Genomic DNA, 12525 nt, shown 5'->3' on the forward strand with positions numbered 1-12525 from the left:
ATAGACTTTGCAAGCCTCATCATTTGGAAATTCTTTTATAAAGTTTAGTATATCTTGTCCTTCAAATTGTTCCATTATCCTAATTTTATTGACTTAAATGTACGGAAATTAAATGACTAACTCAATAATATTTTACACCCATACTTCTAAAAAAAACTTTAATTGCTACTTACACTTTTTCTTGCTTTTGAAACAATCTTCAATAATTCTAAAGTCTCACCTATTAATGGTTTTAACAACTCGTTTGAAACAAATTTTGTTTCGTTTAATATCTCTAACCAAAATAGAGTTTCATCTGCTTCTTCGACCACAATAGATAACTTTGAGAAGAATTCTCTTTGAGAACGTGCAATACAAGCAGCTCGATAATTAGCCGCAACAGAGGTAGCTGAATGAATTAATTGTTTTCCAATAACTCTTGTAGAATCAGTCTTTCGCATATTTTCGTAGAGCATAATAACATCTATTGCTAATCGCTTAGTCCTAAGTTTTATCATTTCTACAAATTCTGCTTTTTCCATCAATTCAATCTTTTAATTATTACCATTTCTAATTATTTCATTAGCTCACTGCTTCATTGTTTCATTGTCAAATCACTTGAAATCCATGTGCGTATGGGTCATCATCGTCATCAATCGTGATGGTGTTTTGCCCATAAATTTTTGCCCAACCTTGTATACTTGGAATAATCGCCAAATTTCCATCCAAACTTGCTTCTTCTTCAATGCGACCAATAAAGGTACTTCCAATAAAACTTTCGTGAATAAATGGCTCATTAACTTTTAATTTCCCTTTGGCATACAATTGTGCTAATCGCGCAGAAGTTCCTGTACCACATGGACTTCTATCAATCGCTTTATTGCCATAAAATACTGCATTTCTTCCGTCAGATTTTTCATTTAATGGTGTACCTGTCCATAACATATGTGTGACATCTTTTATGGTTTCATTCTCTGGATGAATAAACTGATTTGGATATTTCTCGTTGATTAAAGCTCTCAACTTCTGAGAAAATTCAATAATCTGACTCGCTGTAAAATCTTGAATTCCGGTAAAGTTTTTCTGTGGGTCAACAATGGCGTAAAAATTTCCGCCATAGGCGACATCAAAAACGAGTTCGCCTAAATCAGGAGAATCTATAATTAGGCTTTCTGCTGCTAAATAACTTTTCACATTCGTTAATTTAACCCACTCTACTTTATCACCTTTCATTTGATAGTCGATTTCCACCAAGCCTGCTGGTGCTTCCATCTTTATTTTACCTGGGATTTTTGGTGTTACTAAACCTTCTTCAATCGCAATTGTTATAGTACCAATAGTACCGTGACCGCACATTGGCAGACATCCAGATGTCTCAATAAATAATATCGCGAAATCATTTTCTGGATGGTGAGGTGGATATAAGATAGAGCCACTCATCATATCATGACCGCGAGGCTCAAACATTAAGCCTTTTCTAATCCAATCATACTCTTTTAAAAAGTGTTGGCGTTTTTCGCTCATGGTATTTCCCACAAGTATTGGACCACCACTTTTTATGACTCTTACTGGATTGCCACAGGTATGTGCATCAATGCAAACAAAGGTGTTTTTTGCCATTTATTTAATGGGTGCTTTAGTTTGATTATTATTTACTAATCTCGAAATACCTAAAGGATTTTCTTTTTTTAATTCATCTGGTAGCAGATTATTTGGCCAATCTTGATAACTGAATGGTCTTACCCAACGTTTTATTGAATGAATACCTACAGCTGTAAAACGGCTATCCGTTGATGATGGATATGGACCGCCATGAACCATAGATGGACAAACCTCAACACCAGTTGGCACACCATTAAAGATTAAACGACCAACTCTGTTTTGTAATGCCGAAATTACTGCTGGATACTTATCTATTTCTCCTGAATCTGAAATTACAGTTCCTGTTAATTGTCCTTCTAGATGCGAAATTATAGTTTCTAATTGTTTGGTGTCTTTACATTGTACTACGACAGAAAATGGTCCGAAAACTTCTTGATGCAAAGTGGTGTTATTTAAAAACGTATCACCATCAACAGTCAATATGGCTTGGCTTGCGTGGTTTGTTTTTACATCGTCTGTATAGTATGCAACAAGTTCTGTGTAACTTTGGGATATGATTTTTTCTTTATTTTTTTGAAACGCATTATGGATGTTTGGATGTAACATACACGATGGTTCTATCTTTACAATTTCATCAGATAATGTGTTGATGAATTGCGATAATTCATCACTTTTTAAACCTAAAATTAAACCTGGATTGGTACAAAATTGCCCTGTTCCTAATGTGATTGAACCTGCATAAGTTTTGGCTAAATCATCACCTCGTTGTTTTAGTGCTTCTGGTAACATTACAACTGGGTTGATGCTTCCCATTTCTGCAAAAACTGGTATTGGTTCTTTACGTTCCGCAGCCATATTGTACAATGCACGACCACCTTTAATACTTCCTGTGAAACCTACTGCTTTAACTTGTGGATGTTTTACAAGTTGTGCTCCAACATCTATACCGCTACTGTTTATATTTGAAAATATACCATTTGGCATTCCTGTTTTTTCTGCAGCTGTTACAATCGCACTAGCGACCAACTCACCAGTTCCGGCATGCATTGGATGCGATTTTACAATTACTGGACATCCAGAAGCTAATGCTGCTGCCGTATCTCCACCAGCCGTTGAATAGGCTAATGGAAAATTACTTGCACCAAAAACTACAACTGGTCCAAGTGGCACCAATAATTTACGAATATCCGATTTTGGCATTGGTTGTCTATCAGGTTGTGCGGTATCAATCGTAGCTTCAACCCAAGAGCTTTCTTTTACTAAATCTGCAAAACTTCGTAATTGTCCGACTGTTCTTCCACGTTCGCCTTTGGCTCTACCCTCGGGTAAACCTGTTTCAGAACAATAGGTACTTATTAGTTTATCATCTAACGCTAAAATTTCATCTGCTATGGCGTTTAAAAATTCTGCTTTTTTTGCACCTGAGGTTGACTTATATTCTACAAAAGCATCTGTTGCTAGTTGTAAAGCGTCATTGATTTCTTCTGTTGTAGCTTCTGTAAATTTTGCTTCGTTTTCGGCATTTAATAGAGGGTTAAATGTTTTGTACGTTTTAGAGCCTTTTGCAGATTGTTGTTGTCCTATATAGTTTTTTCCTGTTATCATCTTAAAGATTTTTATAATCTGGTAATGTTGGTCTTGTTTTTAAACTTGACTCTATTATGTGCTTTACATATGCACGTTCTTCTCCAAAAAGTGGCAGTCTTGGTTTGCGCACGTTCTCGGTTCCTATTTCTGTGTACAGTTCAGCTAATTTAATGTTTTGAACCAATTTAGGATTGATATCTAACTCTAAAAGTGGCATAAACCATCTGTTAATTTCGATAGCTTCTTTAATACGTCCTGCTTTTTGAAGTTCGTAAATCGCAACAGTTTCTCTAGGAAATGCACATACTAAACCTGCAACCCAACCTTGAGCTCCCATAATTAGACTTTCTAATGCAACAGTATCAACACCTGTTAATATTTTTAATCGGTCTCCAAATCTGTTTTTAATTCTTGTAATATTTGTGGTATCTCTAGTAGATTCTTTAACAGCCTCTATGTTTGGGCATTCCGCTAATAAATCTTCAAACATATCTAAAGTGACCTCGATTTTATAATCTACAGGATTGTTATAAATCATAATTGGTAATGATGTACTATTAGCAATATCCTTGAAATATTGTACCGTTTCTGTATCACAGGCTTTGTAGCGCATTGGTGGCAATAACATTAAACCTTGTGCACCATCTTCTTCGGCTTTTTTGGCGCAAAGCATCGCTTCTTTAGTCGTTTGTTCGGCAATATTAATCAGTACTGGAACCTTACCTTCTACAAATTTAACTGTCTCTTGAGTTAACGTACGCTTTTCGGCATCCGTTAAAGTACTTGCTTCTCCTAATGTTCCACCGAGAACGATACCATGAACTCCAGCATCTAATTGTGCTTTTATATTTACTTTAAACATGTCTAAATCTAACTCGTCTTTATCGTCAAATTTTGTAGTTATTGCAGGCATTATACCTTCCCATTTTATTGCCATTTGATATATTTTTATTGAATTTTTAGTTCTTTAAAAATAGCTAGTAAATATGATTTGTCTTTGTCTAATTTTATCCGATACTAATACTATATTTTCCATTTATTAATACTTAAATATAATATTTGATTAATTTAGTATCATGAAAGTGCTCCCTTTTAAGATACCGAAACCAAAAGATGAGGTCCTTATTTATCAGGAAGATATTGGTGAGAGTTTCTACAATCAACTGCATCAACATGAAGAAATTCAGCTAAGTATTATTATTGAAGGCGAAGGAACTTTAGTTGTCGGTAATACTGTGAACAGTTATAAAAAAGGAGATTTTTTAGTCATTGGCAGTCATTTACCACATGTTTTTAAAAGCGATAGTACTAAAGTAAAAACATCATCCATGCTAACGTTGTTTTTTACAAAAACCGCATTCGGAACTCGTTTCTTTGACTTGAATGAACTCAATACGTTACGTCCTTTTTTTAAACGTGCTGCTCAAGGTTTTAAAATTAGTCGTCGTACGACGAAAATTAAATCTTTGTTTCAAAGCTTAAGTTCTGCTAACAAACTAGAGCGTTTTATAACGCTACTAAATATCATGAAAATTGTATCTCGCAAACAATACGAGTCATTATCTTCATTTGTATATGACAAAAATTATAATCTAGCAGATGGCAAAAAATTACAAGTTATTTATGATTATACCATGACCAATTTTAAGAAAGATATCTCTCTTGTCTCTGTTGCTAATGTCGCTAACATGACAAAAAGCGCCTTTTGTAAATACTTTAAAAAACGCACCAATAAAACGTATTTTGAATTTTTGAATGAACTAAGAATTGCAAATGCCTGTAAGCTATTAAATGAAGATATGGATACCTCTATTTCTGAAATCGCTTTTGCCTCTGGATATCATAATATCTCAAACTTTAACAGACAGTTTATGGCTATTAAACAGACAACGCCTTCGGTATTTAGAAAGTTACTCTAATTGGTCTCGCAATTTTTTAGGTAAGCCTTTAATGACCATATCGTAAGAATGGTCTATTAAAGAAGTTATAAGTTTTAGGGAAAGTTCACCAGTATGAATATAAACGCTATTCCATTGTTGTTTGTGCATATGATAACCCGGTTTTACACTATCATATTCCGCTCGAAGCTCTTGAGCATAATCTGGTTCGCACTTTAGATTAATAAACGCATTGCCTTCCTCCCATTTTTTTAATGAGACCAAAGCGAACATTTTGTTACAAACTTTAAACACCAAAGTATCTTTGTCAAAAGGAAAATGCTCAGTTACTTTTTTTTTATTTAGACAATAATCTCTGAATTGTTCGATATTCATTCTAGCATTTTTTTATCTTCAGCTTCAATTTTTAAGGCCGAATAATCCAACTTCCAACCAATGGTTTCAACTATGGATTCGATAATCTGAATAGCTTCAAGAGCTTCTCCTCTTGCTATAACAAACAATCCGCTCTCAGGAACTTTCTCCTTAATGTGCACTTTAGCTTTAGTATGTAATTCGGTTAAGTCAGAAGCTTCAAACTTATTGAAGATACCGTCTTTCTTATCGTAATAGTTAATGTCTGTTTCTATTGATAAGACTTCAGGCTGAGGAAAATGAGTTAAAATTACACGCTTTGTATTTGAGTTTGCATTCATCTTTACCTTACTCAAATCAAAACCTACATGAGCTTTCGCATTGATGACTACCAATGCTTTCTTCTTACTTGAAATTAGTTTTAAAAATTTTTCTTTAACGTCTTCGTAGTGGTAAATCTCAGCAAAATCTCCTTCGACAGTAATAAATTTACAGACACGCTTTATTTTATCTAGAAGTATAATTGATTGTTCGCTCGTCTTCCTTTTTGTTTTCCATTGTTTATAAACCGTGACAATACCTAATGTGACTAAAATGCTAATAATTATGATGAAGAATGTTTCCATTAATTCTCTTTTAGTCTAAAACTTTATATAATATTGGACGACTTGGAGCTGCATCGTTTTCAAAAGGGGCAACATGAAGATTAAGCATATATACACCGTCTTTGATTTTATTTGACACATAAATAAACTCTGTAATAGTTGCTTCTTTTCTGATACTGCCTTTAGTATTCCAAAATGTATGATGTGCACGTAACTCGCCGCCATCTTTTTCTCTATCGACACTTGGTTGATCAAATAGTAAGTGCTTTACACCTTTTTTGACTAAATACTCAATAGCGTCTTGGGTTAAGTATGGCCAATTGGTATTAGAATATTGCATCGTTTTTTTATCCTGTAGGTTAGGGATTGTTCTGACAACAATAGCTTCACGTTGCTTGTTACCAATGGCAAAGCGTAATTGTTTTGCAGAGATTACCAAATCATCCATCAATTTTTCTGGAGCAACCGTAATCACTTCCGCTAAAAAGAAAAACTGTTTTAAAACTTTGTTCACAGAGTAATTCTCTTGGACTATATGCCCAACAGTTTCGGTATGCGTGCCATGAGAATGTGGATTAAATGTAATCGTATTAAAGTTTACAGAAGCACCTTCAGAGACACTAACAATTTCACCATCAAATTGTTCTGGTTCTATTTTTGGTGGTCCAATATACCATGCATTGACATTTTTTTCGCCATGTCGGATAGGAATAGAAATGTCTAAAGGTTGTGATAAATCTATTTTTAATTTTCTAGATTTTAATTGTATTGTAGCTAGCATTTATGCTGGATTTATTTTAAAAAGTTCTGATGAAATTCCATCAGTTAAAAATTGACCTTCTTTCGTTGCTTTTAGGTGTGCTCTCTCAATATACAATAAATGCTGATTTATAAAAACTTGTGCATGCTCTAAAAGATAATCTTTATAATCAGAACCAAAATTACTTTCAACCTTTTCTAATGAAACACCAAACATGGTTCTTAAACCTGTCATCACATATTCATTATATCTATCAATATTCGAAAGATTTTCAATCTCGATTGGTAATTTGTTTTCTGAAATTGATTTAATGTATTTTGAATTGTTTCTGACATTCCATCCGCGTTGTTTTCCGTTAAAAGAGTGTGCTGAAGGTCCAATACCGATATATGATTTGCCTTGCCAATAAGCTGTATTATTTCTACTAAAGAAACCTTGTTTTCCGAAGTTAGACAATTCGTAATGCACAAAACCTTCTTTTTCTAACTTATCTTTTAGAATATGAAATTGCTCGTGTGCTAACTCATCATCTACATCGTCAATAATACCTTTTTCTATAAAAGATGCTAGCGCAGTTTTTGGCTCGACGGTTAATGCATAACTCGAAATATGTGGTATACCGAAACTTAATGCAGTTTCGATATTTTGTAGCCATTTCTCATTGGTTGAATTTTGAATACCGTAAATTAAATCCACAGAAATATTATCGAAGTGGCGCGTTGCTATGGATAAACATTCTTTGGCTTCTTCGGCATTGTGTGCGCGGTTCATAAGCTTTAAATCGTCTTCGAAGAAAGATTGTATGCCTATTGAAAGCCTATTAATTCCTATAGATTTGTAATCCTTAAATACTTTTTCTTGAGATTCTTCGACAAGCTCAGAATGACATTGAACTCCTTTTTGTCTTTTGAAAATTAGATCATCTGGATTGGCTTCTATTGTAATTTCTGGAGTTTCTGAAATCTTATAGTTTTTATAAACTGTATCTATTAATAAGTCTAATTCTTTATTGTTTAGAACTGAAGGTGTACCTCCTCCAAAGTAAATAGTCTCAACAATTGTTTTATTAAATTCATCCTTTCTTAGCACTATCTCTTTAGACAAGGCATCGACCATTTCGTCTCTTTTCTTAAGTGATGTCGAAAAGTGAAAGTCACAATAATGACAAGCTTGTTTGCAAAATGGTATGTGGATGTAAATGCCGGACATTTTAGTTTTTTCTCTTAGGCTTATTTGGAGCTAGTCTTAAAGCATCTCTCTTTTCAATTTCTATCTTTGAATTCCTTTCTTTTAACATCAAGATATTTTGGGCTGAAATTAATTCATGATCAACATATATTCTTTTTAATTTAGGTAAATCAACTACTTCAATCGGAATAACCCTAAAGCTGTTATTGTGCAAATCTAAATATCTAAGATTCTTTAATTTTAATACTTGGAGAGGAAACATTTTAAATCTATTTAGCTCAAGACTAATTGAGTATAAATTTTCGAGTTTGGAAATAGTTTCAGGTAAATATGATAGTTCATTCGTCCCCAAGCTTAAATCAATCAATTGTGTTAAATCTCCTATTGATTCGGGGATTTTTTCTATTGAGTTAGCTCCTAAATTTAAAATTTTTAAATTTTTCAACCTTCCTAATTCATCTGGTAAGTATTTAATTTTTGATGCATTTGCTGTTATATTTTTCAAGTTTTCGCAATATGTCAATTCATCTCTCAATTCTGTTAAACCTGTAGCAGCTATACTTATATATTCTAGGCATTTTAAATTACCAATTGCTTCTGGCAAATATTTTAATTTTTTATTTCGTCTCAAACTCAAGTATCTAAGATTTGTTAAATCACCAATACTTTCACCTAATTCTAACATTTTAATATTTTGACCTAGAGCAAGGCCAATTAATTTTTTAAGCTTTATAAGATTACTAGGAAGTCTATATAATCCACAATGTCTCATAGCTAAAAGCTTTAATTTTGGCAGCCTTGCTAAGTCATTAATAAGTTTTTCTACGTTTTCAAAATGGTTATCTGAGATATCTAGCTGTTCTAAATTTGGAAATTGAAATAATATTTCAGGTAATTCCCTTAAGTTTTGAGAGCTAATATTAAGAATCTTTATTTTATCCTTTTGAGACAATAAATCATCCAAATTATTAGTTGTTTTTGACCTGTTTAATTCTACAAAAAGAAAAGAAATATAAGTACTTTTTCCAGCCCACTTCATATCCACCTCATAGCAATTATTATAGACAATCTCTTTATTGGCTGCTTCTGTTGGAATAGGTTTATTTTCAATAGTATTCTTTGCCTTGTTATTAAAAACAAAATATAAAATGATAAATAAAAGTGTAATTGATAAAAAATTTAAAATCCTTTTCATGAAATCACTTCTTAACGCGTCCTTCATTCTGTTTTACAAAACTTGCCCAACCAGAATAACTTTTTCCAACTTCAACGCGGCCTTGATTGTAAAAATGACAAACCGCTGCTGCCAAGCCATCCATAGAATCTAGATTTTTGGGTAATGTTTTTAGACCTAACATGCCTTGTAACATTTTTGCCACTTGCTCTTTACTTGCATTACCGTTTCCAGTAATCGCCATTTTTATTTTCTTTGGAGCATATTCTGTAATTGGTACTTCGCGTGACAAACCTGCAGCCATGGCAACGCCTTGAGCCCGACCTAACTTGAGCATACTTTGTACATTCTTACCAAAAAAAGGAGCTTCGATAGCAATTTCATCTGGGTGATGTGTATCGATAAGTTCTACTGTTCTCTCAAAAATAAGTTTTAGTTTTAGGTAATGACCATCGTATTTTTTGAGTTGCAATTCATTCAACTGTAAAAACTCCATCTTTTTGTCCACAACTTTTATGAGTCCAAATCCCATAATAGTTGTTCCTGGGTCAATACCTAAAATTATTTTTTCGTTGGCCATAAATTATTCGCAATAATAACAGCCACTTAGGGCAATTGAAACACCTACAGTAACATTTAACATACTACCGTTAAATGCGCCAAGACCTAAAAGCTCAGGGTCATAATCATCCAAACTAGAAAATCCGTAGATATAAGAAATATCGGTGTAAAGGTTCACTTTTCGATTTATAAAATAATGTAATTCTATACCCAAATTAAAGTTAAGGTAAGATTGCTTATTGACATCTAAATTTCCTAAAGGTGTTGCAATTGAATATCCTGGACCAGTATGGCCAATCAATTGCAATTCTTGAGGTAAAAAGGATAAAAACTCTGATGGATTGTAAACCAATTGTGTATTTATTCTACTATAATTAACTTTAAACTCTTGTAAATCATCCTCGCTCTTAAAACGATTAAATCCATAGTCTAATCGAGCTCCTAAGCTCCTTGTAAACATACGCTGTACTCCTAAATTTACTGTTGGAAAATTTAAAGACTGTGCAGGGTATGCATCAACAAAACCAGACTTAGAAGGTAAGTTAGTACCTAATCCTATTTGTGCAGACCACGTCGGAATATCTCTGCGCTGCGCAATAATATCTACTGAACTAAATAAAAGTAAAATTGCCAGACTGTATTTTGCAAACTTAAATCGCATAGTGTAATAATTTGGTTTAATTTGTATTGTGTTAGTACTGCTTCCATACAAATCTAAGCAATTCTTCATTGCCGTAAATAAACTAAGTATAATAGTTGGCGCTTCGTATTACATCTATAATCGACTTATTAATAATACTTAAATTAATTTTTACAAATTCACCTCGTTTTTATCCAAAAATGAAGGTTTTTCGACAATTAGAAATTTTTTTTTGTATGTCCGTAATCAGTAATAATTTAGATTTCAAACACATTCTGTCACATTGGGTACTTCGACTATGCTCAGCATAAACTAAAGTCGAAATGTCTTGCAAATCAAAAACTTAGATTTCTCGACTACGCTCGAAATGACAGATACATTCTGATTATTACACTTTAAGGATATACAGATCTTTTTTAATTACTCGATGGAAACAACCACAGGCAATACAAATTCTGTAGTAACATGCTGTCCTCTTTTTACGGCTGGATAAATTTTTGGTAATGCTTTAATACTGCCTTGAAGAAGTGTATCAATCTCAGGGATAAGATTTCTAGTTTCTCTCCCTGCTTTAATCTCTAAAATTGAGATTTTACCGAGCTTATCTATTTGTAATTTCATTGATATGGTATCTTCAATATCTTCAGAAACTACAATACTTTGCTGAGATAGGTATTCGTTAACTTGATTGAGAATTGTAGATTCAAAACACAGTTTTCTTTCCTGTTTTTCTGATAGATTATCACAAACCGAAAAGCTTGGATAAGCGTCTACGGCATTCCAATCAATGGTTTCTAATTCTTGGCTTACAATATCCTCTTTGTTTACTTTTTTGTTTTCAAGATAATTACAAGAGGTAAAAATTAGAAGAATAAAAACTATAAGTCGTTTCATTTTTAAAATTCTGAGACCGAAAAGTACAATATTTAAGCAAAAGATGCTAAATAGCTTAACGTTTAAGACAACTAATCTTTATTCAAAAATTGTTCTTCTTTTAGTTTTTTTAAGTGCATTTCAACAAGTTTAGAAATTTGGTCATCCTTATATTTTTCTAAAAATTCCTCATATAGCTTAATAATAGCATCTTTATCGGCATAATACTCCTCCTTTGTTCTAATAGTAATAAAACGCGTAAATACATCTGTAGGATCATCTCTAATGGCTTTTTGAAATGCTTTTACTGCTTCTTCGTGTTTCTTTTGTCGATTAAGTACTGTTCCTAATTGTCGGTATTCTTTATTTAAGGATACGTCTTGAAGTTTTATAGAATGCTTCAAATACTTTTCGGCATTTACAAAATCGTTTAAACGTTCGTAGTAAGTACCTATGAGGTATAACGACGTTGCATCATTAGGATTATATTTTAATAAGGCCTTTCTATGAAAAATAGCATCTTCGTAAACTGAGAAGTCGGCATAACAAATACTTAGTTTTTCGTGAATAAATTCTGACTCTTCACCTAAATCCAATAGCTTTTTAAACCAAATTATAGCTTCCTTATAGTAATCTTGATAATAATAATTTTGTGCCTTAAGACTTATCAATTCTACATTTTCAATATAACTCTCTAAACCTTTGTCTATATACTTATGCGATGCTTTATGGTTAAGTTTTATAAGATGGTAGTTGGCAATTTTGAAAATAGCTTTTTGATGCGTTTGATCTAAGTCATAAGCTGAAAGAAAGCGATTTAGTGCTGTAGAATCATTTAACTTTTCTAAAACCACCCCTTTTTGGTAATGGTAATTGGGGTTTTTTAATCGACATAAATAAGTTCTTCAAATAAGTCCGATGCAGCTTCATATTTTTTTGAACGCGATAATAACTTAGCATATTCAAATTTAATTAAAGCATCATCTGGATTAGCTTCAGTACCTTTTTTATAATTATCAAGTGCTTTCCCAAAATTCCCGACAGCTATATACGCTTTAGCAATTTTGTCATAAACTTCGTTTTGATTCGTATGCTTTTTATAGTTTTCAATTGCTTTTGAATAGTTACCATTAGCATATAAACTGTCGGCAACTGCTAATACCGAAGACTGAGCTACGGCAGGGCAAAATCATACTTTTAAATTTAATATTTTGAGCAAATAGTCTTCATTCCACCCAGCTTCAAGCCTTTTGCTTTTCATAGATAGTTTTTTAGAATGTTCATTCTTCAATAGGTTTAAAGCA

15 protein-coding genes are annotated in these 12525 nt (G+C 32.8%); 1 reads left to right on the plus strand and 14 read right to left on the minus strand.

What is annotated here, in order from left to right:
* Nucleotides 1–158: 158 nt before the first annotated feature.
* From HKP48_RS05920 to HKP48_RS05935, 4 genes are all read right to left on the minus strand, one after another.
* On the minus strand, nt 159–521 hold the full coding sequence (locus HKP48_RS05920; protein ID WP_296343824.1) for a four helix bundle protein: 363 nt from the start codon (nt 519–521) through the stop codon (nt 159–161).
* A gap of 67 nt (nt 522–588) precedes the next feature.
* Nucleotides 589–1599 (minus strand): 4-hydroxyproline epimerase, encoded by a 1011-nt coding sequence (locus HKP48_RS05925; protein WP_296343826.1) that lies wholly within the window; start codon nt 1597–1599, stop codon nt 589–591.
* Nucleotides 1600–3186 carry an aldehyde dehydrogenase (NADP(+)) gene (locus HKP48_RS05930; protein WP_296343828.1) on the minus strand — a complete coding sequence of 529 codons (1587 nt, stop codon included), beginning with the start codon at nt 3184–3186 and terminating at the stop codon, nt 1600–1602.
* Nucleotide 3187: 1 nt separating this feature from the next.
* On the minus strand, nt 3188–4105 hold the full coding sequence (locus tag HKP48_RS05935) for a dihydrodipicolinate synthase family protein (RefSeq protein WP_296343829.1): 918 nt from the start codon (nt 4103–4105) through the stop codon (nt 3188–3190).
* A gap of 139 nt (nt 4106–4244) precedes the next feature.
* Between HKP48_RS05935 and HKP48_RS05940 the strand changes: the two genes are divergently transcribed.
* A complete protein-coding gene (locus HKP48_RS05940; RefSeq protein WP_296343831.1) occupies nt 4245–5087 on the plus strand; it encodes a helix-turn-helix transcriptional regulator in 843 nt (280 codons plus the stop codon).
* On the opposite strand, the gene HKP48_RS05945 is transcribed toward HKP48_RS05940, so the two are convergent.
* From HKP48_RS05945 to HKP48_RS12235, 10 genes are all read right to left on the minus strand, one after another.
* On the minus strand, nt 5079–5441 hold the full coding sequence (locus tag HKP48_RS05945; protein ID WP_296343833.1) for an MmcQ/YjbR family DNA-binding protein: 363 nt from the start codon (nt 5439–5441) through the stop codon (nt 5079–5081). The two genes, HKP48_RS05940 and HKP48_RS05945, sit on opposite strands and share 9 nt — an antisense overlap.
* Complete coding sequence (locus tag HKP48_RS05950; RefSeq protein ID WP_296343835.1) at nt 5438–6046, minus strand: DUF4230 domain-containing protein; 609 nt, start codon at nt 6044–6046, stop codon at nt 5438–5440. The genes HKP48_RS05945 and HKP48_RS05950 overlap by 4 nt, the downstream gene beginning before the upstream one ends.
* A 10-nt stretch (nt 6047–6056) precedes the next feature.
* A complete protein-coding gene (locus HKP48_RS05955) occupies nt 6057–6806 on the minus strand; it encodes a cyclase family protein (RefSeq protein WP_296343837.1) in 750 nt (249 codons plus the stop codon).
* A complete protein-coding gene (hemW, locus tag HKP48_RS05960) occupies nt 6807–7994 on the minus strand; it encodes a radical SAM family heme chaperone HemW (protein WP_296343839.1) in 1188 nt (395 codons plus the stop codon).
* Nucleotide 7995: 1 nt separating this feature from the next.
* Entirely contained in the window at nt 7996–9168 is a 1173-nt protein-coding gene (locus tag HKP48_RS05965) for a hypothetical protein (RefSeq protein ID WP_296343841.1), read from the minus strand.
* 4 nt (nt 9169–9172) lie between these two features.
* Entirely contained in the window at nt 9173–9727 is a 555-nt protein-coding gene (ruvC, locus tag HKP48_RS05970; RefSeq protein WP_296343843.1) for a crossover junction endodeoxyribonuclease RuvC, read from the minus strand.
* Between the two features lie 3 nt (nt 9728–9730).
* Nucleotides 9731–10369: an outer membrane beta-barrel protein gene (locus HKP48_RS05975; RefSeq protein WP_296343845.1), complete on the minus strand. Its 639-nt coding sequence runs from the start codon at nt 10367–10369 to the stop codon at nt 9731–9733.
* A 399-nt stretch (nt 10370–10768) separates the two neighbouring features.
* Nucleotides 10769–11242, minus strand: a complete 474-nt coding sequence (locus HKP48_RS05980; protein WP_296343847.1) for a hypothetical protein — start codon at nt 11240–11242, stop codon at nt 10769–10771.
* Between the two features lie 71 nt (nt 11243–11313).
* Nucleotides 11314–12075 carry a CDC27 family protein gene (locus HKP48_RS05985; RefSeq protein WP_296343849.1) on the minus strand — a complete coding sequence of 254 codons (762 nt, stop codon included), beginning with the start codon at nt 12073–12075 and terminating at the stop codon, nt 11314–11316.
* Nucleotides 12076–12104: 29 nt separating this feature from the next.
* Nucleotides 12105–12332, minus strand: a complete 228-nt coding sequence (locus HKP48_RS12235; protein WP_363928599.1) for a tetratricopeptide repeat protein — start codon at nt 12330–12332, stop codon at nt 12105–12107.
* Between the last annotated feature and the right edge of the window lie 193 nt (nt 12333–12525).

The sequence above is a fragment of the Winogradskyella sp. genome (assembly GCF_013042245.1).
Classification (GTDB): Bacteria; Bacteroidota; Bacteroidia; order Flavobacteriales; family Flavobacteriaceae; genus Winogradskyella.